Annotated in this window: 23 protein-coding genes and 1 pseudogene; 9 read left to right on the top strand and 15 right to left on the bottom strand. The window is 60.8% G+C overall.

Going from position 1 to position 19,943, the window contains the following annotated elements; all coding sequences use genetic code 11:
* Positions 1 to 73: 73 nt before the first annotated feature.
* Entirely contained in the window at positions 74 to 910 is an 837-nt protein-coding gene (locus E5K03_RS15190) for a TraB domain-containing protein (RefSeq protein ID WP_138007637.1), read from the top strand.
* Positions 911 to 995: 85 nt separating this feature from the next.
* Here E5K03_RS15190 and E5K03_RS15185 read toward each other — a convergent pair whose 3' ends face one another.
* Entirely contained in the window at positions 996 to 1,421 is a 426-nt protein-coding gene (locus E5K03_RS15185) for an ester cyclase (RefSeq protein WP_138007636.1), read from the bottom strand.
* 151 nt (positions 1,422 to 1,572) lie between these two features.
* Between E5K03_RS15185 and E5K03_RS15180 the strand changes: the two genes are divergently transcribed.
* Positions 1,573 to 2,436 (top strand): alpha/beta fold hydrolase, encoded by an 864-nt coding sequence (locus E5K03_RS15180; RefSeq protein WP_138007635.1) that lies wholly within the window; start codon positions 1,573 to 1,575, stop codon positions 2,434 to 2,436.
* Between the two features lie 9 nt (positions 2,437 to 2,445).
* Positions 2,446 to 2,829, top strand: a complete 384-nt coding sequence (locus tag E5K03_RS15175; RefSeq protein ID WP_138007634.1) for an aminopeptidase — start codon at positions 2,446 to 2,448, stop codon at positions 2,827 to 2,829.
* Here E5K03_RS15175 and E5K03_RS17955 read toward each other — a convergent pair.
* The 3 genes and pseudogenes from E5K03_RS17955 to E5K03_RS15160 all read right to left on the bottom strand — a co-directional run.
* Positions 2,811 to 3,029: pseudogene (locus E5K03_RS17955) on the bottom strand (hypothetical protein); the annotation flags it as partial. The gene E5K03_RS15175 and the pseudogene E5K03_RS17955 overlap by 19 nt on opposite strands.
* A 97-nt stretch (positions 3,030 to 3,126) precedes the next feature.
* Complete coding sequence (locus E5K03_RS15165; RefSeq protein WP_138007633.1) at positions 3,127 to 3,813, bottom strand: hypothetical protein; 687 nt, start codon at positions 3,811 to 3,813, stop codon at positions 3,127 to 3,129.
* Between the two features lie 11 nt (positions 3,814 to 3,824).
* The gene (locus E5K03_RS15160) at positions 3,825 to 4,508 is read right to left on the bottom strand and encodes a helix-turn-helix domain-containing protein (protein WP_171006716.1); all 684 of its coding nucleotides are present in this window, start codon (positions 4,506 to 4,508) and stop codon (positions 3,825 to 3,827) included.
* A 222-nt stretch (positions 4,509 to 4,730) separates the two neighbouring features.
* Between E5K03_RS15160 and E5K03_RS15155 the strand changes: the two genes are divergently transcribed.
* From E5K03_RS15155 to E5K03_RS15140, 4 genes are all read left to right on the top strand, one after another.
* On the top strand, positions 4,731 to 5,039 hold the full coding sequence (locus tag E5K03_RS15155) for a hypothetical protein (protein ID WP_138007632.1): 309 nt from the start codon (positions 4,731 to 4,733) through the stop codon (positions 5,037 to 5,039).
* Between the two features lie 324 nt (positions 5,040 to 5,363).
* Positions 5,364 to 5,654: a hypothetical protein gene (locus E5K03_RS17630; RefSeq protein WP_240730044.1), complete on the top strand. Its 291-nt coding sequence runs from the start codon at positions 5,364 to 5,366 to the stop codon at positions 5,652 to 5,654.
* Between the two features lie 415 nt (positions 5,655 to 6,069).
* On the top strand, positions 6,070 to 6,372 hold the full coding sequence (locus E5K03_RS15145) for a UPF0175 family protein (RefSeq protein ID WP_343145916.1): 303 nt from the start codon (positions 6,070 to 6,072) through the stop codon (positions 6,370 to 6,372).
* Positions 6,372 to 6,860 (top strand): hypothetical protein, encoded by a 489-nt coding sequence (locus tag E5K03_RS15140; RefSeq protein ID WP_138007630.1) that lies wholly within the window; start codon positions 6,372 to 6,374, stop codon positions 6,858 to 6,860. The genes E5K03_RS15145 and E5K03_RS15140 overlap by 1 nt, the downstream gene beginning before the upstream one ends.
* 185 nt (positions 6,861 to 7,045) lie before the next feature.
* On the opposite strand, the gene E5K03_RS15135 is transcribed toward E5K03_RS15140, so the two are convergent.
* From E5K03_RS15135 to E5K03_RS15125, 3 genes are all read right to left on the bottom strand, one after another.
* A complete protein-coding gene (locus E5K03_RS15135) occupies positions 7,046 to 7,393 on the bottom strand; it encodes a type II toxin-antitoxin system PemK/MazF family toxin (protein WP_138007629.1) in 348 nt (115 codons plus the stop codon).
* A 3-nt stretch (positions 7,394 to 7,396) separates the two neighbouring features.
* Positions 7,397 to 7,792, bottom strand: coding sequence for a winged helix-turn-helix domain-containing protein (locus E5K03_RS17445; RefSeq protein WP_205743014.1), 396 nt, complete (start codon positions 7,790 to 7,792; stop codon positions 7,397 to 7,399).
* Between the two features lie 185 nt (positions 7,793 to 7,977).
* On the bottom strand, positions 7,978 to 8,598 hold the full coding sequence (locus E5K03_RS15125; RefSeq protein ID WP_138007628.1) for a hypothetical protein: 621 nt from the start codon (positions 8,596 to 8,598) through the stop codon (positions 7,978 to 7,980).
* Between the two features lie 11 nt (positions 8,599 to 8,609).
* Between E5K03_RS15125 and E5K03_RS15120 the strand changes: the two genes are divergently transcribed.
* Positions 8,610 to 9,899 carry an MBL fold metallo-hydrolase gene (locus E5K03_RS15120; RefSeq protein WP_321167637.1) on the top strand — a complete coding sequence of 430 codons (1,290 nt, stop codon included), beginning with the start codon at positions 8,610 to 8,612 and terminating at the stop codon, positions 9,897 to 9,899.
* On the opposite strand, the gene E5K03_RS15115 is transcribed toward E5K03_RS15120, so the two are convergent.
* The 6 genes from E5K03_RS15115 to serB form a co-directional block, all read right to left on the bottom strand.
* Complete coding sequence (locus E5K03_RS15115; RefSeq protein ID WP_138007627.1) at positions 9,900 to 10,334, bottom strand: GNAT family N-acetyltransferase; 435 nt, start codon at positions 10,332 to 10,334, stop codon at positions 9,900 to 9,902.
* A gap of 5 nt (positions 10,335 to 10,339) precedes the next feature.
* Positions 10,340 to 10,840: a peroxiredoxin family protein gene (locus tag E5K03_RS15110; RefSeq protein ID WP_138007626.1), complete on the bottom strand. Its 501-nt coding sequence runs from the start codon at positions 10,838 to 10,840 to the stop codon at positions 10,340 to 10,342.
* A gap of 151 nt (positions 10,841 to 10,991) precedes the next feature.
* Positions 10,992 to 13,670 (bottom strand): DEAD/DEAH box helicase, encoded by a 2,679-nt coding sequence (locus tag E5K03_RS15105; protein WP_138007625.1) that lies wholly within the window; start codon positions 13,668 to 13,670, stop codon positions 10,992 to 10,994.
* 64 nt (positions 13,671 to 13,734) lie between these two features.
* On the bottom strand, positions 13,735 to 14,790 hold the full coding sequence (locus E5K03_RS15100) for a Brp/Blh family beta-carotene 15,15'-dioxygenase (protein WP_138007624.1): 1,056 nt from the start codon (positions 14,788 to 14,790) through the stop codon (positions 13,735 to 13,737).
* On the bottom strand, positions 14,787 to 15,614 hold the full coding sequence (locus tag E5K03_RS15095) for a lycopene cyclase domain-containing protein (protein WP_138007623.1): 828 nt from the start codon (positions 15,612 to 15,614) through the stop codon (positions 14,787 to 14,789). Before E5K03_RS15095 ends, E5K03_RS15100 begins: the two co-directional genes overlap by 4 nt.
* A 118-nt stretch (positions 15,615 to 15,732) precedes the next feature.
* Positions 15,733 to 16,473, bottom strand: coding sequence for a phosphoserine phosphatase SerB (gene serB, locus E5K03_RS15090; protein WP_138007622.1), 741 nt, complete (start codon positions 16,471 to 16,473; stop codon positions 15,733 to 15,735).
* Positions 16,474 to 16,523: 50 nt separating this feature from the next.
* On the opposite strand from serB, the gene serA reads away from it, so the two are divergent.
* Positions 16,524 to 18,149 (top strand): phosphoglycerate dehydrogenase, encoded by a 1,626-nt coding sequence (gene serA, locus E5K03_RS15085; RefSeq protein ID WP_138007621.1) that lies wholly within the window; start codon positions 16,524 to 16,526, stop codon positions 18,147 to 18,149.
* Positions 18,150 to 18,170: 21 nt separating this feature from the next.
* Here serA and E5K03_RS15080 read toward each other — a convergent pair whose 3' ends face one another.
* Together E5K03_RS15080 and thrC are read right to left on the bottom strand one after the other, a co-directional pair.
* Positions 18,171 to 18,542: a hypothetical protein gene (locus E5K03_RS15080; RefSeq protein WP_138007620.1), complete on the bottom strand. Its 372-nt coding sequence runs from the start codon at positions 18,540 to 18,542 to the stop codon at positions 18,171 to 18,173.
* A 69-nt stretch (positions 18,543 to 18,611) separates the two neighbouring features.
* Positions 18,612 to 19,898 (bottom strand): threonine synthase, encoded by a 1,287-nt coding sequence (thrC, locus tag E5K03_RS15075; protein WP_138007619.1) that lies wholly within the window; start codon positions 19,896 to 19,898, stop codon positions 18,612 to 18,614.
* Positions 19,899 to 19,943 lie beyond the last annotated feature (45 nt).

The raw sequence follows: 19,943 nt of genomic DNA, 5'->3' as shown, positions 1-19,943 counted from the left end.
CGTCGAGCGATGGCGACATCTGAATCACTCACCACAATCATTTTTGAGCCACAGAGACATCCCAAGCGAAAGGATGGCGGGGACGGTCGAACTCATCGGCACCACACACAACACTGACCAGAGCATCGAACGGGTCGAAACGGTGATCCGCGATCGCGAACCTGACGTGGTCGGCATCGAACTGCCACCGCACGTCTTCGACGACGAACCGGAGTGGTCGATCAGGACAGCCCTCGACCCGCGGGAGCCAGTCACGGTTCCCGGACTGCTGTTGAAACGGCGGACGACCGATGGGGGCATCTGGCAGGTCGACGAGATGTTTGTCGCGGCGCGCGTCGCTGCGGATGTGGGAGCTGAAGTCGTTCTTCTCGATCGGCCGTTTGCGGTGTCGATGGACGAGTTCTCGCGGGCAGTCGCCGGCGACGTACTCGGCTGGCTTCGTGGACTTCGGCAGGAATACACAATCCATCGTGACCGGATTGACGCCAACGATCGACGGGAGTTACTCGAACGCGACGTGTGGAAGGTCGGTGAGTGGGCAAGTCCGTACGTCGAGTATATCCGCTCGCTTCAGAGCCACGGTGCAACCAACCCCTTGGACGCCGAGCAGCGCGAAGCCGCCAAGAAACGATTTGGCCCGGAGGACGCGGAGGCCGCCATCGACGTCATCCGTGCGTGGCTCCCGCGATTGATGGAAACGCACATAGACCAGCGGGACGCGTATATGGCGGGGCACCTCCGCTGGCTGGCCACCGAAGAGGACGATGTCTTGGGTATCGTCGCAAAGGGCCATCTAGCCGGCGTTGCGGAGCGTCTCAGCGGTGAACGGGAGTTGGACGAGCGTCTCGTGCGCCAACCCGCGTTCGCCGATCCAAAGAACGTTTCTGAAGCTCCGCTTGACTCGGAGTGATCGATACGCGCTTCGCCGAACGTTGGCTTCTCCACCACCCGTTCTCCACCTTCTGAATTGCGTCAGGTTGCTCGTACAGTTCGCGTCACGCGGTGAGTTCTTGCCAGAGCCCGAGTTGCAGTAGCGTATCTGCGTCGTCTTCCACGAACCAGCCTTCGGCGAGTTGGCCGTTCTCGATGCGGTACATCGCCATCACTCGGATCTCGATTTCCTCGCCCGTCGGCGGGACACCGTGCATGTCCCCCTCGTGGGTGCCGGTGAACATCATCCGGACGGCTACCGTCCTACCCTCGGCAACCATCTCCTCGATCTCCAATCGCGAATCCGGGAACGCTTCGTTGTCGACGGTCGCGGGGATGGCTGTCTCCGCCCCGCTGATGTCCTGTCCGGCCTGCCCGTGTATCACGACGTCCTCGGCGACGAGTTCTCGCAGCGTCTCTGCGTCGCGGTCGTTGATGGCTTCGATGGCGTTCCGAACGAGTTCCTTCTGTTGGTCAACCGTTGCGCTCATGTCTTCACATCTTGGTTGTGGCGGATGTCTTTTAGTTGTTAATCCGGCACGAGTCCTCGTAATCAGGAACCTAACTCTTCCACACTGATCCTATTTAACAGATACACGATATTTCACAAATGTTAGTAGCTACAGCGCAAACATTCGGCATATGCCGACGATCGAAACGAACGGGATTCAGACGTACTACGACGACTACGGCGACGGTCGGCCGATCGTCGTGCTTCACGGGGCAACCGCGGATCATCAGGTCTGGGCCGAACAGTTGCAGCCGCTCACCGACGACTACCGAGTCATCCTGTACGACCTCCGGGGACACGGCAAGACTGGTGGGTCAGAGCTTGACCGATACACACTCGACACCTATGTAGACGATCTTGCCGCCTTCATTGACGCGATCGGTCTGAGCCAGCCGGTCGTCCTCGGACACTCGCTGGGCGGGATGATTAGCTATAGGTTCGCTGCCGAGCATCCTGGGAATCTCTCTGCGCTCATCACAGTCGGGGCAAGGACACCAGAGATGTTTTCGACACGCGAGCGGCTCCTCAAGACTGCGAACGATCGCGTACTAATGCCGCTCATGGGAAACGAGCGGATGCTGAACGCCGTCATGTGGGCTGTGGAGAAGTTCTTTGGTGATGAATCGACGGTAGACGTCGACGAATTACAACAAATCCGGGAGGCCCACGGGTGTGATACGCCGGAACTCCCGCCGAGCGAGCGGTCTAAAATTCTGTATGCAGTACGAGAGTACTCCACGTCGAGTTGGTCGTGGCAGTCGTCTGGCATCCCTGTCTTGATGCTGTACGGCGAGAACGAGCCGTTCATGGAACCACACGCGGACTTTCTAGAAACACAACTCGAGGAGTGCCGTACTGCCGAGATACCGGACGCGAGCCACAATGCCCAGGTGGACAATCCGGAGTTCATTTGCGCTCGACTTCGCGAGTTCCTCGATGACACGTCCGAGAAAGGAGAGCAGACGGTTACGACTCTGTCAGAACAGGGTGAGTAACCGTTCAAAATGTCACGAATGCTAAAATCTCGTACGAGAGAGCAGGCGGAGTTACTGATGGAGTGGGCCGTCGACGTCCAGTCCGGAGACATGGTCACGATCTTGGCGCCGCCCCCCGCGAAGGAACTGGTCACCGCACTCCATGGGGAGATCGGGGAGCGCGGGGCAGAGCCGGTGACGGTCATGGCCTCGCTGGACACGACCGTCGGCCCATCGGGCGAACACACCGCCGAGTTCCTCACAAGCCACGACGGCGAGTTCGAGACGCCACGCCACTTTCAGGCACTCTTCGAGGAATCAGACGTGTTCATCGGCATCGGGGGCGGGACGAACACTCACATTCTCAGCCATGTCCCATCCAAGGTACAGCAACGGCGATCGACGATCGAGTGATCGGGATGACCGATGCCCCATCCGTACGCGTGGACTTCTTCCCGCGCGATATCGGCCGTATCGGGGGCATAGACTGCGATGTCATCGAGGTATTCGAGCGCCACAACTGGAATCGCCGACACACTGTCGGTCGACCGTGTGCGGATCAGATTCCGTCCCACGGCGTTCGCGATCGTGGGCGTCACGAGCGGAATTTCTTCCTCTTCAGTGAAATCTCGAATGACTCTCCGCAATCATCGCACTCGTGGGCCATACTCTGACTACAGGTGTCTGGAGGAAATGCGTTCTTGCTTTCTATCAGCGTCTATCGAGTTGGGCTCGCAAGAACTGGATTAGTTCGTCGATGTTGTCTTCTGGGAGTTCCTTCTGTTGGAACACACCCTTGAACGAGTCCGCGAACTCGTCGCTTTCGAGTTCCGCTATCACGCGTTCGATTTGCTCGGCTAACTGGTTCGGGTTCCCGCGATGGATGTGTTGTTCAATGCTGTCGAGATCTGCCTCGGAACCGACGATCACCAGATCTCGCGCATCTGCGAGCCGACCGCTGTGGAGCTTGAGCGCGAACAACAGTGCCGGCTCGGGAATCCGAGCAGTCAGCCCCTCTGCTACCTCGAGAGACTCGACAGTGCTGTATTCGTGGAGATAGCGGTACGACCATTCCGCATCGGTCTGGCGACAGCGAAGTGCGTCGACGAGTGCGTCAAATTCGACCGCGTTGTCGCCAACCGGTTTTTCGTACCGGACGATTCGTCCCTCGTACACGTTTGCCACGTCGTTATCGAACGCTTTGCTGTACCCCAGTTCGCCGAGGAAGGCATCGTACGCGTCGAGTTCTGTTTCAGGGACCACCATATCGACATCAGTAGTGAACCGAGTCTGAAACGCCGAGATTGCCCATCCTCCGACGAGTACGTACGGTAGGTCTTCGTCCTGTACGGCGTGGTGTGTGTCGATGAGTTCGGCTTGACGCTCTTGGAGGCTCATTGGTGGCTCGTTCAGTCAGCGGTCATCTGGTCGTGATGACTCGCGTCGATGTCCACGTCGTGCTCGTCGGCGATCATCTCCAACGCCGGTTCGTACGCTGCCCGGGTCTCCATCATCTGACTGACCGTGGCGTCCAGCGGAATCACGGGATTGCCGTCGACCCACTCGACGTCGATGCCCTCTGCCTGCGGGAACAAGACGTAGTGGACGCTCCCGTCAACATCGGCCGCGTCCGGGCGTTCACCCACGGTCGTGTCGACCCCGAACCGCTCGAAAAACTCGATCCACCGATCGACGTCGCGCTCGTGAACCTCGATGAACACGGGATAATCGTCGTGACTTCGAGCGATCTGGAATCCGCCGCTCGTCCAGACGTAGGCGGCATCGATCTCCGTGTAGGCGAACTCCATCCCGGCGAAGTGGGGGATCACGTACGCGTCCTCCTGTGGAACGTCGTCGCGGGTGTACAACGTGCCCATCATCTCCTCGTAGCGCCGTCGCATCTCGTAGTCACGGACTCGAACGCCGTTATCTGTATTTGAGATGATTTCTGCGTCGTCTAATCGATTGATCCAGTCGTAGACCCATGAATACGACGTACCGATCTTATTCGATATTCGGTTGATAGAATCTCCACGCTGGACCGATAAGACGATCTTCGCAGCGGTGGGATTTATGAATTCGGTCGTCGTCATAGTCCATCTAGTTATCTCGAACGAGATGATAGCTGATGAATCTATCGTCGAATCCAGAATTGGTGGGTTTGCTCGCTACCGCTTCAGGTACGCAGTTGGCAGTCCTCTCCGTGGTTTGGCCTGCGATGATCTGCGAGACGTTAGCATCCCATTCGAATAGATGTACTGACACGGATGGCGCGTCACAACGTCTATTACTGTGGGGGCAGTGGTACTAGTAAGATGGCCGCAAACAACGACAAAATCCAGTTCCGTGGGGAGACGGAGAAGGAAGCCTCACAAATCGTCGATGAAATGCGTCTTGGAGGGATCAATATCAGTGAACTCGCCCGACAGGGCCTCCAGCAGATGCTTCGTGAAACGTTGTCTGAAGAGGAAAAAATGGAACTCCACCAGCGGTACAAGCAGGGAGAGATTTCCGAGGAGGTCGCGCAAATCCTCATTGGTGACGCTTTAGAGGAAATCGAGCGTGAACGTGAGGCGTTCGAGGACGCCATGGAGCTTGACACGAGCGGCGTGTTCCAGCAGTGAGAGACGATGGCAGACGATGAGGTACGTCATCCCGTTGTTGTTGATACAGACGCACTGATCGCGGTTGCAAATACGTCCCTTTGGACTCAAGTTGAGGAAAATCTCAGTCTCACGACAACGAACGTATGTTGTCACGAGCTGAGACGGCACGTTCGAGACAAATCCGAGTATGCATCCGAGGGAACACGAGAACAATGGGTTCACGACGGAAGCGAGAACGCGTTGGAACCGTTCGATATGGAGTCAAAAGAATCGTTTACTTCGGTCACTTGTGTTCCGCGACCGCATGGCGACAATGCTGGAGAGGAATCTATTCGACGAGAGGTGGAGCAAAATTCTGAGGAGTATCGGTTCGCGATCTTGATGGATAGTGACGGTCGAGACTCGATCAATCGCGTGTTCGATGAACAGGACGGTGATGGAAGGGCAGTGGCCCCGCCATTTCTGTTGTATCTTTTGTTACAGAAAGACGAGTGTACCGTGGAGGAGTTCTGCAAGGCGTGTGGTGAAATGCTTCGAGGAGAAGGTTGGACAGGGTATCAAGCGGTTCAAGCAGCATGGGAAGCGATTCCGGTCGATTGCTCGCAGTATCTCCCGGACGATCTCCTCCCGTAAGTTCGACGGCGCTCATACTACCGGCTGTAACAGTGAGACAGAATTCGGCATCCCGGAGTGGCGAATATCTTTGCGAACTTACAGCCGGCAGTATCAGTTAGTAGGCACAACAGATCGGGACGAATAGTTGTAGTAGTGATCGCGTCGTGTCATGTGTGCGTCTCCAAATTGTGTGACATCGCCCGTGGGGACACTGCCAGTGAGTGGCCTCGCCCACGCCGTTCAGTTGCCGGGTCACCGATCATCGCACATAATCCGTGTTCGTTCACTGCCCGCGAATAGCCGTTCATACGCGAAGAGATGCCGTCGAAACCGAAAGGGACATCGGATAGGACTGGCGTTACTCGGCCGGAGATCCCATGTCGCATGATGTCTCGGCCATCCATTACATCTAACACGTATCGTAACGTAATAGATTGTAACGATAAAGACAGTCACCACGCGCATCCCAGAAGACGACGAGGAAGCGCTCGCCGAACTTGAGGCGGAGATGAGCGCCGATCGCTCGGAAGTCCTTCGTCGTCTCATCCGACAGGGGCTCGAAGATTGGCGCAAGGAGCGAGCACTCGATCGACTCCGGGATCACGCTGTGACGGTACGGAAGGCGGCCGAGTTGGCAGAGATCTCATACGTCGAGATGCTGACGCTCGCCGCTGCGGAAGGGATCGACGTGGGGTACACAACTGACGATCTCGAACGGGATCTCGATCGAATCTGATGGTTGTCGTCGATTCCTCTGCGCTGATTCCACTCGCGTGGGTCGGCCAACTCGACCTCATCTCGACCGCCTTCGATGACGTTCGAACGACCGAGGAGGTCCGGGAAGAAGTCCTCACCGAGGGGAAGCGTGGTACCGCCGCACTCGACGAGTTTTTGACGGACGTGGCTGTTCACGACACGCCAGTCCGTGCCGACGAGGTGGCGTCAATGGAGGGAATCGCAGTAGCCGACGCGTCGGTGATTCTCCTGGCGGCGGACGACGAGGAAATCCTCCTCGCCAACGACAAGGCGCTGATCGAGGTCGCCCGGAGCCACGGCGTCGAGTGCTGGTGGGTGACAACGCTATTGCTCAGTTGTACCAAAGCAGGAGATCTGACGGCAGATGCGGCCACCAACCTTCTGTACGATCTCGTGAACGAGGGAATGAACCTGCATCCGAAAGTCTACTCGCAGGTCCAGAAGAAACTCCGAGAGTTTGGCAACTAACATTCACCACACGGCTTAAGCCGGTGGGCTTTCCCCTCGCTACCACTGTTAAATTGGTCTTTGTCTCACCCGACACGACAATTCGTATCGACGATCGACTTCTCGGTGACTTTCTCCCACGACTGAAGTCGTGGGGTTCTGCTATCTTTGTGTCATGGTGTATTCGGTGCTGATCTGGCGTTCGACTACTCGACTGCAGACGGATCAAGATACGAAAGGAGAGCTGTCGTGACACGGCCCGCGAACTCGTCGGTGACCGCACCCTGAATCCCCGTGATGTGGGTTTCGTCTTTCAGTGTCGCTACCGACCACGGTAGGACATAACTTTGCGTCCGGGGGTCGCCCCGAATCCACGCATCGCTCGGTACGGCAAAACTTCCCTGATGATGTGACTGCGTGGTAAACGCGACCGCAATGGATTCTTCATCGGAATATGGAAGTCGATCAGTCGACACGACCACCCACGGTCGTGGGTTCCCGCCGCCCGACTTGAACGGGTCGGGAGCCCACACAACTGCGCCTCGCTCAGCCATCGTCTACGCTTCCCCACCGCCGTCCTCGTCGCGTCCATCGATCGGATCGACCGCGGTTTCCATCCACTCGTCGATCTGTTCGTCTGAAAAGCCGCCGTCGATCTCGTCTGCCGTTGCGGCACCGAGCAGTCCGGCAGAGGCCGTGGCGTGTTCAGCATCGGAAATCTTCCAGTAGTGGCCGCGGTGTTCGACCAGTCCGCGTCGTTCGAAGCGCTTGAGGGTCGGCCCGACGCTTCCCCGAGGCACGTCGACGTGGTCGACGATCTCGCGCTGTCGGAACGCCTTGTCGGCATTCTCGAGGAGGAACCGATAGATCCGCCCCTGCGTCGTGTCGGATGTGAGGTCGATGACGGAGGTGTTCTCATCGATCGTCCGAAACTCGTCCTCTGTGATCGGCATTGTGTATCAGTTTGTATTAGATTATATTAGATCTTATTGGTAGCTATCTTTTTGCGAGGAAAAAGATGTATCCAGATGCGAGATGAGTGGATCGTGACACGCCTGCGGTTCGGCGAGATGGCCACCGGCCTTGTTGAATTACGAGGAGGGACGATATCAAGGACAGTTGAAAATCCGTTGAACCGTTAACACACCGGCTTCGGATCGATCCCCATTCCCTCAAGCGCCGCAACATATTCGCCGTAGACGATCGAGATCGCCTCACCAGCGGCTGCCTCAGCTTCATCAGTAACCTCGATCGAATCGAGCAGCTCAACACCGCGATCGACCTGCTCAGTGGTCTCCGATCGCAGTTCCCGGAACGTCGCTGCCCCAGCGCGATCGGCCTCGTTCACGAAGAAATTGATGACCTGCAGCAGCGATCGCGACGACGCAAGCGGCCGCGCGAGGAGGCCGGCAGCGATTCGCTCGTCAGTCGACTCGAGCGATCGCAGGTACTCGTGGAGCCCGTCCGGCGCTGGATCGTCGACGTCGACAGAGCCCAACTCCACAATCCGCTCGTAGTGGTTGCATTCCTGTGCGGCGACGTCAGCAAACGCCGTCGCGACGCGATCGACCGATTCGTCGTCAGCCCACTGCTCAAAGGTGTCCGCCGCGCGGCGCTCTGCCATCGCGGCGGTTTCGAGCACCGTGTCGCGATCGAGCGCGGCGTGCGTCGTCGCGATGAGTGCCTTTTCGGAGCCGAGGCGATCGAGTTCGGTTGCGTAGGCGGTTTCAATCCGATCGAGGAGGTCACTGCCGTCCATACTGCCACTTTGTGGGGGACGTACTCAACAGTGCCGGCGATCTGGATGTCAACACAAAAACAGCGAGTGCGGCGATCGACGATCGATCAATGACCGGTCGGGACCGACCGCGATCGAGACCGCAATTCAAGGCTGTCGATCGCGTACAGGAGGGTATGACACAGGACGGGAACGACCAGGCGATTACACCTGAGGCGTTGTGGGAGCGGCTCGAAGCTGGCGAGCCCGTCGAACTGCTCGACGTGCGGAACCGCGAGGAGATCAACGCCTGGCAGATCGACGGCGAGCGCGTGTCGACGACTGAAGTGCCGTATATGCGGTTTCTGAGTGCGCGGGTGAACGACGAGGTAGCGTCGCTGGTCGATCCTGAGCAGTCGTACGTCGTCGTCTGTCCGCGCGGTGAGGAAAGCGCCGAGGTCACAGCCGATCTCCGAGCGGCGGGTATTGATGCCCAGAATCTCGCCGGCGGCATGGAGGGATGGGCGCGGGTTTACCTCTCGACGACGATCGCCGAGGACCCGACCGTGCTCCAGTACCATCGGCCGGCAAGTGGCTGTCTCGCGTACGCCGTGGTTTCGGGTGGAGATGCACTCGTTGTCGATCCCCTGCGCGCGTTCGTCGATCGCTACGCGGCGGACGTGGCGGCACTCGACGCAGAGATTACTCACGTGCTCGACACCCACGTCCACGCAGACCACGTGAGCGGTGTTCGAGAGCTGGCGGCCGCAACCAACGCGACACCGATCGTCCCCGCTGGCGCGACAGACCGCGGGCTTGCCTTCGAGGCCGACACGATCGGAGACAGAGAGACGATCGCGATCGGTGACGCGGACGTCGAGGTGCTCGCAACGCCGGGACACACGACCGATGCTGTATCACTCGTCGTCGACGGGACGCTGCTTTCGGGTGATTCGCTCTTTTTGGACGGCGTCCCCCGACCGGACCTACAGTTCGGCACAGCGGCAGCCGAAGAGCTGGCCGGCGAGCTATACGACACCCTGACCGATCGCCTCGCGAGCCTGCCCGACGACACCGTCGTCGCGCCGGGGCACGTCCCGCCCGGACGACGGCCGGATGCCGACGGCGTGTACACCGCACCGTTGGGCGAACTCCGCGATCGACTGGCGGCGTTCTCGGAGGAACGGACCGCGTTCGTCAATCGGATTGTCGACTCGATCGGCGAGCCGCCAGCGAACCACGAACGAATTGTTGCGGCCAATCTCGGCCAAGAATCACTGACCGACGAGGACGCTTTTGAGGTAGAACTCGGACCGAACAACTGTGCAGTTGCCGTGGACTGATTACGGGCGTGAGAGGCGGCCGAACAGCCGATCGTCCGCGTCGTCCGCATTGGCTGGGCCGTCTGTGTTGGCCGCACCCGGTAGCGGTTCGATCGTAAATCCGATCGACTCGTAAAATGGCCGCAGTTCAGAATCGAACGCGGCAGTGATCGCGCCGTCGCGACTCGCTGCATGCGCAAGGAGCTGACTCCCGATCCCGTCACGGCGGTGTGAAGGGTGGACCGCGATCGCCTCGACGTGCGCCGGATCACGGTCGAGGTCGAGAGACACTGCACCGACGACGCGCTCGGCACGGACTGCAACAAATACCGCACCGTGGGCGATCGCATCCCGGAGGGTGTCGAAGTCAACCGTCAAGAGCGCGCCCTCGAACAGCCGGATCACGTCGATCGCTTCGTCTTCGGCGGCCGGCCGGATGGAGACGGGTCGCGACACGGGCGTTATTGATCGCCGCGGGCAGTGTCGATTTCGGCGAGGAGCCCGTCGATGCTCGGCCGATCGGCCGGCGCGGTCCCCACGTGGGTGTAGATGACCCGCGGCGCCGTGCGGAGGTCGACGACGATCGCCTGTGGCATTCGACCGATCAGGTCGTGGAGGTTCCCGAGAATCCCGAACCGGACAGGCTGGTCGTAGCGATCCGAAACAGACGTATCCTCGTCAGCAAGAACAGGAAACGGGAGGTCGTACGTCTCAGCCCACTCTGCGGCCCGGTCTTTCGTTTCGGGGAGGATCGAGAGCACCTCGGCGTTTCGGGCTTCGAACTCGTCGTACTGCTCGGCGATCGCCTGGACCTGCTTTCGGCAGTTCCCACAGAAGTGATCGCGCTGGAACAACAAGACGGCGAAGTCGGCGTCCAGATCGGTCAGCGAGAGCGGGTCGGGGCCGGGGCCGCCGTTTGGGAGTTGGAAGGCGAGCGACTCGGCGGAGATATCAGCGGACATACTCCCTATTGGGGTCGAACAGACAAAAAGCCGATCCGGTCCGGCGTGGGCCGCGCAGTCTTGTTTCGCGATCGGCGAGACGAATCGATCGCTACGGGTCAGATTAATTCGTCCGCTCCGAGTCAGCCTACGCCGATCGCTCCGAGTCAGCCTACGCCGATCGCTCCGAGTCAGCGTGATCGGGATGCTCCGATGTCGACCCGTACTCGGAGCCGACGACCTCACGGATTCGATCGGCGGTCACCTCACCGACCCCCGACACCTCGAGTAGATCGTCTTTGCGGGCGGTCATCACCGCCTCGACCGTCTGGAACGCCGTCAAGAGTGCTTCAGCGGTGACCGGCCCGATGTCGGCGATCGAGGAGACGACGTACTCCTGTTGTTCGGCGAGGGTCTTTGCGGCCTTCTCGCCGTGAACCTGGACCGATCGATCGCGGGTTTCCTGCTCGCGGCGAGCGATCGTCTCCAGCAGTTCGGCGGTATCTCCCTGATCGGTCGTTCGCAGGACGCTCGCGCCGTAGTCGACTGCGAGGCTCGCGATCGCCCCCCGGATCGCGTTCGGGTGGACGTTGCGCTCGCCGTAGAGGTCCTCACCCTCGATGATTACGACCGGCCGCGCGTAGTTGCGCGAAAGGTCGCCGATCTGCTCGAACATGGAGCGATCGCCGCCGGTGAGCGTGTCGAGGAAGTCTGCGACCGATTTTCGTTCGACCGCAACGCGGTCCGAGAGGACGTAGTCGCCGACCGCAAGCGTCTCCAGTCGAGTGAGGATGCCTTCGCGCGTCGAGAGGTCACGGGCGATCGTCGACTCGAGTTCGCGCTGGTCGATCACGATCTCGACGCCGTCGGCGGCGCGAGCAGTTGCGACGATTCCGTCTGCAGTGTCTCCATCAGCACTGTCGCCGGCTTCTTCAGTGGAAGCGTCACCAGCCCCTCGATCGGAGCCGTCACCAACGTTCTCATCAGGGCCATCGCGATCGGCCTCCGCAGAATCAGAATCTGCACTCGGAGTACCAAAGTCGGTCAGTCCCGGCTGGCGGTTCGCTGACTCTGTCGGTTGACGGCTCTCTGATTCCGGTGGCTGGGAGGTGTCTGCTGCAGCCGAGTGCTGGCCGTTCGACGCCGACGATCGATCGTCGCCGTGAGCGTCGCCAACCGGATCGTTGCCTCGATCGTCACCAGCCTGATCGTCGCCGCGATCGCTGCCGTTTCGGGCTGTCCCAGCGCCAGCAGAGCCCTCGAAGGCATCGAGCCCCGACTGCTCGCCAGCGTCGAGTTCCGCCTCGACGTCATCGGCGATCGATTTGAGTTCGCGGAGCTCGGACTCCATCTGCTTTTCTTTGCGGCGAGAGATCCAAAAGTACGCCTCGTCGCGGGTATCTTCGGCCATGAGCACGACCACGCGACCCTCCTCCTGACGGCCAGTCCGGCCCTTTCGCTGGATCGATCGGATCGCTGTCGGCACCGGCTCGTAGAACAACACCAGATCGACCTCCGGAACGTCCAACCCCTCCTCGGCGACCGACGTCGAGACAAGTACCTCAAACTCGCCGGCGCGGAAGGCATCAAGCGTCTCCTGTTGGTCTTTTTGGCTCATACCCGGCGAGCCCTCTTTGTTTCCTTGCCCGACAAACCGCCGGACGTGGAAGCTTTCGGCGAGGAAGTCGGTCAGCGCTTCGGCGGTGTCTCTGGACTCGGTGAAGACGATGACGCGATCGCCGCCGTCGATCCCGAGTGTTTCCGCGAGCAGGATGCGAGTCTGGGCGAACTTCGGGTGCAGTTTGTCGTAGGTGTCGGCCTTCCGCATCGCCTTCCGAACGTTCGGCTCGGCGACGAGCCGCTGGCTAGCCTTCGAGGCACCCGAGGAGCGAGCGGCGTTTCGCTGGCGCTCGAAGTACCGTCGGAGAGATTCGACACTCTGGGTTTCGACCAGTTCGACCGCCCGCCGCAGCTTCATTACCTCCGCGTGGATCGACATGCCCTGATATCCCTCGGATTTGTCGTTGTCCATCAGCCGCCGGAGTTTCCCGCCGATCGTGTTGAGCTGCTTTTGGGAGATATCCGGCGACGTGCGGTTCGTCACGCCGAGTTCCTTCAGCGACCCCAACCGGTCTTTGATCACCTCGTTGAGTAGATCGCGGATCTCAAGCAGTTCCTCGGGGAGGTCGATCCGTTTCCACTCGACCTCGGTGTCGTGGGTGTACTCGGCGACGTCAGCGTCCTCTTCGGACATGACCTCGACGCGATCGAGCCCGAGGTTCGCACACACCGTCAGGATGTCCTCTTTATCACCGCCCGGCGAGGCGCTCATGCCAGTCACGAGCGGGTCTGCGGCGTCAGCGTGGTACCGTTCGGCGATGTAGACGTACGCGTACTCGCCGGTGCCGCGGTGGCACTCGTCGAAGGTGAGGTGTGTCACCGAGCGGAGACTGATCCGATTGCCGACGAGGTCGTTCTCGACGACCTGCGGGGTCGCAATCACAATACGAGCGTCCTCCCATAGCGCCGCACGATCGTCCGGGCGGACGTCACCAGTGAACACGACGATCTCCTCGTCGGGAATTGACAGCGCCTCGCGGTAGAACTCCGCGTGCTGTTGGACGAGCGGCTTTGTCGGCGCGAGAAACAGCGCCTTGCCACCAACTTCATCGAGCCGCGTTGCGGTCACAAGCAGGCTCACCGTGGTTTTGCCGAGCCCGGTGGGCAGACAGACGAGGGTGTGGGCCGATCGGGCCGCCCCCGCCAACTGGATCTGATAGAGTCGCCGCTCGATGAACGACTGCGACAGCATCGGGTGCTCAACGTAGGCAACGTCGTCGGAGACCGCCATTGTGTGCGCTACGGCGTCGCCGTTGTTAAGGGTTCGTCAAGCGCGGCGGAAGTGAAATGTCGTCTCAGCCAGCCCCAGTCCCGAGCTGACGGCGATCCATCCACGTCACGACGGCCACGTGCGGCAGGGTCAAAAGCGCAATCCCGACGAGGTACACGGCCAGCAAACTGTCGGGATCGATCCCGACCGAGAGCCCGACAAACAGGCCGACGAAGACGAGAAGCGAGGCGGCGGTCAACGGCGCTGCATCGCGGGCGAACCGCCCCACCGGCGCACGCAGTTCACCCGCCGTAAGGGCGGTGAGCGATCGATCGTCGATCGCCGCAAGCCGACCGATGTGTCTGACCGCGTGCCATACCGCAAAGTAGACCCCGATCGCAAAGATCGGCGGCAACACCCAAAAGTACGCCCAGAGCAGTCCAACCTCGAGCACGTCGCGCCGCCAGGCACGCGCATTGAGTCGGTCCTGTCTCACCCGATAGAGCCCGAGTGCGAGTGACGCGATCGTCACGCCGGCAAACGCAATGGCAGCCACGAGACGAGTGTCGGGGGTGAAAACAACGCCGAGTGTCCCGCTGGCATCAGCGGCGAATAGCGAAACGATCGCCGTCGCAACTGCCCGATACTCGTCGGGATGCGACAACAGCGGGACAAGCATCGGCAATCCGCCGCGGACGATGATCGACAGCCAGCGATCGAGCCGGCCCGACAGCGACCCGACGCCGCCGATCGCCGCCAGTGCGTACACATCACCCTGCCCCCAGTGATACCACGTGAGCAGGATGAAACTCACGAACCCCACAACAGGAGCGACCAGCCAGACGAGTAGGTAGCCGGCCATCAAAACCGCGTAGACGCCACCGACGACGGCGTACGATCGACGACGGCGAACGCCCGCGAGTCGAGCAGGGACGAGGTGGTCGACAGCGCCATGGGGGAGCCCAAAGACGACAACACTCACCAGGAATGGCGCGTAGCGCACTCGCGTCGGAAGTTGTGAGACGATCGGCCACACGAGAATCGTCGCCGCGAGGACGTACGCCGGCCACCGAAGCGTCGCCCGCGAGAGCGTCGAGCGGGCTAAAACGGGCAGCGACGATCGCACGGAGGCTGCCGTCATCTGTTATCTGGACGCTCCTCGGGGGCGGCTGGATCGGGGCTGGACCGCTCGAACGAAACAGCGGTAACGATCGCGGCGACTGGTGTGGGCCACCCTGTCTGATCCCAGTAATCGAGCACCCACTCGAACAGCGTGAGGCCGTGGATCGTCATGAGCGCTGCCGAGAGAAAGAACAGCATCTCTTCGATCGGCAGTCCAAGGACGGCGATTCCAGTCGTGTACGTCGGCGAGATGACCCACGTACCCATCTCGATCGCAATCCGATCGGCGATCCAAAAGTACGCAGACGGAACGAGCGCTGCTTCGAGCCACACCCGTGGAGTCCGCATGAGGTAGCCGCCGCCGACGGCCCACTGCAGGGCGACCACCGGGCCGGTCCACGCAACGAGCGCGCCGAGGTACAGGTACGACGCCGACAGTGTCACGAGCCACAGGCCGCCAACAGTCATTGCGACCCCGACGAGTACTCCCGCAAGCCGTGGGGTCCACGAGAAATCACCCGAACGGAACGTCGGATCGAACCCCCGATAGTAGAGATACAGCCCGACGATCACCGTTTTGATGATGAAAAACAGGTACTCGCCGAGCGGGATCGACAGCGCCCGAAAGGCGACTGCGCCGTCGGCGTACCACCACGCGCCGCGCTGGATGAGGTAGCTGCCCCACGGCGTGGTGTAGCCGAACGCGATCGTGACGAGAATCGCAATCCCCACAGCCGATCGGCGCTTTCGCACCGGCTCGTAGTTTGGGGCAAGATACAGCAACAGCGCTAACACGGGAAGCGTGAAAACGAGGTGAAACTGGAGATAGGTCAGTTGAATCATGGTCGGAGACGGACGCCGCAGTCGATTGATCGAACGTACACCCAACCTAGACTACCCATGTGTCGAGATACGATTGACAGTCAGATAAAGCCGCTGCCAGACAGCGTCGGTTCGGCGGCTACGACCGCGTCAACACGCCGTGATCGATGAGCGATTTGGCGAGGTCGTCCATCGAAGAAACAGTGAGATCACAGACGGGTTCGACCGCCGGCTTGGGGCTGAAACCGATCGCGATCCCCGCAACCTCGAGCATCGGCAAATCGTTCGCGCCGTCGCCGACAGCGATCGTCGCCTCGGGATCGATTCCCAGTTCGTCGGTGAGCGCCAAGAGCTGTTCGTCTTTTGTACCCTCGATGAGCGGCCCAGTCACCTCGCCGGGGAGCCGGCCGCCGGAGACCGGCAGGTGGTTCGCGACGATGCGATCGACCTCGGTGTCCGCAGCCGCGAGGGCCGCCTCGACACCGTCGTCGAACCCACCGGTGAGGATCACAACGGTGTGTCCCTGCTCGCGAAGCTGATCGATAACGTCGCCTGCGCCGGGGCGAAGCCGAACGGACTCGTAGGCCTCGTCAGCGCGCTCGACTGACAGCCCCTCAAGGAGTGCCGCACGGCGACGGAGGCTGTCGGCGTAGCTGAGTTCGTCGTTCATTGCTCGCTCTGTGATGTCGGCCATTTCCTCGGCGACGTCCATCCGCTCGCCGAGCAACACCGTCATCTCCGAGTCCGAGAGCGTCCCGTCGAAGTCGAAGGCAATAAGCGCCATAGCTGTCTGTTCGGCTCGACGGATTTGAAACGCGACGGTTTCGATCGTCGGTTGGTTAAATCGTAGATCGGCCGCGTGAGTATCTCTCGCATGCATAATCGGCCGACGTGGAAACTCTTAACAGCCAGCCGGCGATCCGTACAGGCATGAACGTACTCGTCACGGATCCGATCGCAGAGGCTGGTCTCGATCGGTTACGTGAGGCAGGTTACGACGTTCGAACTGACTACGATATCGAAGGCCAAGAGCTACTGGACGCGGTCGCTGACGCGAACGCCCTCATCGTTCGCTCCGGAACAGAGGTCTCACGGGCGGTTTTCGAGGCCGCGCCCGACCTCGTGATCGTCGGACGAGCCGGGATCGGCGTCGACAACATCGACATCGAAGCGGCGACCGACCACGGCGTGATTGTCGCGAACGCGCCCGAGGGGAACGTCCGCGCAGCGGCCGAACACACCGTCGCCATGGCGTTTGCGGTCGCGCGATCGATTCCGCAGGCGCACGCACGACTCAAAGACGGCGAGTGGGCCAAATCCGACTACCTTGGCACCGAGATTAACAACAAGACCCTCGGGATTATCGGGCTCGGCCGAGTTGGCCAGGAGGTCGCAAAACGGCTCGACACGCTCGGCATGAATCTCGTTGTCTACGATCCGTACATTTCCGAAGAGCGCGCCGCGCAGTTCGGCGCGGAGCTGATCGAAGACCTTGAGGAGTGTTTGCGGCGGGCAGACTTCGTGACGATCCACACGCCGTTGTTGCCTGAAACCGAGAACATGATCGGCACTGAGGAACTCGCACTGCTGGAGGGCGGCTACGTCATCAACTGTGCTCGGGGCGGAATCATCGACGAGGACGCGCTCGCAGCGGCTGTCGACGATGGAACGGTAGTCGGCGCAGCGCTTGACGTCTTTGCCGAGGAGCCGCTGCCGGCAGACTCGCCGCTTTTGGCTGTCGATGACGTGATCGTGACGCCGCACCTGGGTGCCTCGACCGAGGCCGCCCAAGAGAGCGTTGCGATCGATACCGCCGAACAGGTAATTGCCGCATTCAACGAACAGCCGGTGTTGAACGCGCTCAACGCGCCTTCGGTCGACGAAACGGCGTTCCCGCGAATCGAGCCGTACATCCCGCTGGCTGAAACCGCCGGCAAGGTCGCCGCACAACTACTCGGGAAGCGAATTACCGAGATCGAGGTCCACTACGAGGGTGAAGTTGCCGAAGAGGACGTCGAGCTCATCACTGCAAGCGCACTGAAGGGCGTGTTCACCCCGCTGGAGTGGCAGGTCAACGCAGTCAACGCCCCGCAACTTGCGAAAGACCGTGGCATCGAAGTCACCGAATCGAAGACCAGACAGGCCGCAGACTTCCAGAGCCTCGTGACGGTGACGGTCCGGAACGGCGACGAGGAGCTGTCGGTGTGTGGAACGCTGTTTGCCGGCGAGGATCCACGAATTGTTCGGATCGACGGCTTTCGGGTCGATGCGATTCCCTACGGCCACATGCTCGTCGCGCGCAACTACGACAAGCCGGGCGTAATCGGCTTCATCGGTACCGTCCTCGGCGAAAACGACGTCAACATCGCAGGGATGTTCAATGCCCGTGAAACGTACGGCGGGGAGGCGCTTACGGTCTATAACCTCGATCACTCGGTGCCCGACGTGGTAATCGAGGAACTGCTCTCCGACGATCGGATTATCGAGGTCAAAGAGATCGTCCTCGACGGCCAAGAGGAGCTGACAAAGCGGGAAACGCCAACCAGCGCGGACTGATCCGCTCGGAAGGCCTTTTGATTATCGGAGGTATCCCACCATCGTTTCGACCATCGCGTCGAGACGGGCACCGACTCGCTCAAAGGTGCCAGCATCGGTTCGTTCTGTTTCGAGTCGCTGGAGATCCGCGAGCAGGTACTCGTATCGTTCGACGACCTGTTCGCGCTCGCTCCGTTCACGATCGAGTTCGGTGCGGAGCATCGATACCTGTGTGCGGAGCTGTTTCGCCTCGGAGACCGCTCGATCGCGGTCCCGAGCGGCCGCTTCGAGTTCCGTCCGAGTTGGGTACGTCGGTGTGGCGGCCTCATCGGTTGGTGGCGGATCAAGTGGATACGTTCGATCGCCAGATCGATCCGTGCTGACAGTGCCGGTCGGGAGGCTTGAGGACCACATGCATGAGAGGTAGTAACACAGCCACAAAAATCCGCGTCAGACAGCCGGCATGCAGCTCGCGAGCGTCGATTACTCCGCGAGATGCTCGATGACCGCCTCTGTGTCGTTCGGAACCGGCTCTGGATCGTCACCAGCAGCGAAAGCCGCATCAGGATCTTTCAGAAGGTGTCCGGTCGTGAGACAGACAACATCCTCGTCCGCGCCGATCGTCCCGTTCGATCGAAGCTTCCGCAACCCTGCGACTGACGCCGCGGAGGCGGGCTCGACACCGATACCCTCGCCGGCCAGATCGCGCTGTGCCGCCGTGATCTCGTCGTCGGAGACCGCAACCGCGGTCCCGCCGGTGTTTCGGATTCCCGGCAGCGCCTTCGGCGCGTTGACCGGGTTGCCGATTCGAATCGCGGTCGCACGGGTCTCGACAGACTCCCAGCGGCGAATCGCGTCGGCACCGTTCTCGACAGCCTCGACCATCGGGGCCGCCCCCTCCGCCTGCACCCCGGTGAGTTTTGGGACCTCCTCGGGAGCGAGCGAACCGGCCTGAATAAGCTCGCGAAACGCCTTGTACAGCGCGGCCGTGTTTCCGGCGTTGCCAACGGGAAGGACGATCCGATCGGGATAGTGGCCGTGGTCGGCGTGAAATTCTTCAAGGATCTCAAATCCGATTGTCTTCTGCCCCTCGAGCCGGAAGGGATTGAGGGAATTGAGCAGGTACACCTCCCCCCGAGCGGCGAGCTCCTGGACAATGTCGAGACACGCATCGAAATTTCCGTCGACCTCAAGAATACGTGCGTTGTGGAGGCTGGCCTGGGCGATCTTCCCGGCGGCAACTTTGCCTTTCGGGAGCAATACGAGCGTTTCCATCCCGCCGCGAGCGCCATAGGCGGCGAGTGCGGCGCTCGTGTTGCCAGTCGACGCACAGGCGAGCCGATCGACGCCGAGTTCTTTCGCAACCCGCACGCCGACGGTCATCCCGCGGTCTTTGAACGCGCCGGTCGGGTTCATTCCCTCGTGTTTGATCCGCAAACGGTTCACGCCGATCGAATCGCGCAGCCGCGGCGCTTTGTGTAGCGGCGTGTCCCCCTCGGGGAGTGAAACCCCCTCGTCAAACGGGAGTGAGGCCGCGTACCGCCAGACGCCACGATCGGGGGCGTCCGGAACACGGCCGTCGGAGCCATACTCCTCAAACGTCGGTGGGTTCGCGTAGCGAACCTCAAGCAGACCGTCGCACGCGCGACAGGTGTACATGATCTCCTCGAACGGCGCGAACTGCTCGCCGCAGGCGATACACTCCAACCAGACGCCGTCGTCCGCACACGACGGTGCCGTCTGCGCGGGCGCGGTAAGGCTAAGACTCATTACTGGATAGGTCGGTGGGGACGACCAAAAGACGGTCGGTGTCGA

This window comes from Halalkalirubrum salinum (assembly GCF_005543295.1).
Lineage (GTDB): Archaea > Halobacteriota > Halobacteria > Halobacteriales > Haloferacaceae > Halalkalirubrum > Halalkalirubrum salinum.
Note: the sequence above shows the minus strand (reverse complement) of the source record. Positions and strands in the feature narration are given on the sequence as shown.

Excerpts from the sequence above, each read along its gene's own strand:
- E5K03_RS15190 (WP_138007637.1), top strand. The coding sequence starts at position 74 with ATGGCGGGGACGGTCGAACTCATCGGCACCACACACAACACTGACCAG.
- E5K03_RS15185 (WP_138007636.1), bottom strand. The coding sequence starts at position 1,421 with ATGAGCGCAACGGTTGACCAACAGAAGGAACTCGTTCGGAACGCCATC.
- E5K03_RS15180 (WP_138007635.1), top strand. The coding sequence starts at position 1,573 with ATGCCGACGATCGAAACGAACGGGATTCAGACGTACTACGACGACTAC.
- E5K03_RS15175 (WP_138007634.1), top strand. The coding sequence starts at position 2,446 with ATGTCACGAATGCTAAAATCTCGTACGAGAGAGCAGGCGGAGTTACTG.
- E5K03_RS15165 (WP_138007633.1), bottom strand. The coding sequence starts at position 3,813 with ATGAGCCTCCAAGAGCGTCAAGCCGAACTCATCGACACACACCACGCC.
- E5K03_RS15160 (WP_171006716.1), bottom strand. The coding sequence starts at position 4,508 with ATGACGACGACCGAATTCATAAATCCCACCGCTGCGAAGATCGTCTTA.
- E5K03_RS15155 (WP_138007632.1), top strand. The coding sequence starts at position 4,731 with ATGGCCGCAAACAACGACAAAATCCAGTTCCGTGGGGAGACGGAGAAG.
- E5K03_RS15140 (WP_138007630.1), top strand. The coding sequence starts at position 6,372 with ATGGTTGTCGTCGATTCCTCTGCGCTGATTCCACTCGCGTGGGTCGGC.
- E5K03_RS15135 (WP_138007629.1), bottom strand. The coding sequence starts at position 7,393 with ATGGCTGAGCGAGGCGCAGTTGTGTGGGCTCCCGACCCGTTCAAGTCG.
- E5K03_RS17445 (WP_205743014.1), bottom strand. The coding sequence starts at position 7,792 with ATGCCGATCACAGAGGACGAGTTTCGGACGATCGATGAGAACACCTCC.
- E5K03_RS15125 (WP_138007628.1), bottom strand. The coding sequence starts at position 8,598 with ATGGACGGCAGTGACCTCCTCGATCGGATTGAAACCGCCTACGCAACC.
- E5K03_RS15110 (WP_138007626.1), bottom strand. The coding sequence starts at position 10,840 with ATGTCCGCTGATATCTCCGCCGAGTCGCTCGCCTTCCAACTCCCAAAC.
- E5K03_RS15105 (WP_138007625.1), bottom strand. The coding sequence starts at position 13,670 with ATGGCGGTCTCCGACGACGTTGCCTACGTTGAGCACCCGATGCTGTCG.
- E5K03_RS15100 (WP_138007624.1), bottom strand. The coding sequence starts at position 14,790 with ATGACGGCAGCCTCCGTGCGATCGTCGCTGCCCGTTTTAGCCCGCTCG.
- E5K03_RS15095 (WP_138007623.1), bottom strand. The coding sequence starts at position 15,614 with ATGATTCAACTGACCTATCTCCAGTTTCACCTCGTTTTCACGCTTCCC.
- serB (WP_138007622.1), bottom strand. The coding sequence starts at position 16,473 with ATGCATGCGAGAGATACTCACGCGGCCGATCTACGATTTAACCAACCG.
- serA (WP_138007621.1), top strand. The coding sequence starts at position 16,524 with ATGAACGTACTCGTCACGGATCCGATCGCAGAGGCTGGTCTCGATCGG.
- E5K03_RS15080 (WP_138007620.1), bottom strand. The coding sequence starts at position 18,542 with ATGTGGTCCTCAAGCCTCCCGACCGGCACTGTCAGCACGGATCGATCT.
- thrC (WP_138007619.1), bottom strand. The coding sequence starts at position 19,898 with ATGAGTCTTAGCCTTACCGCGCCCGCGCAGACGGCACCGTCGTGTGCG.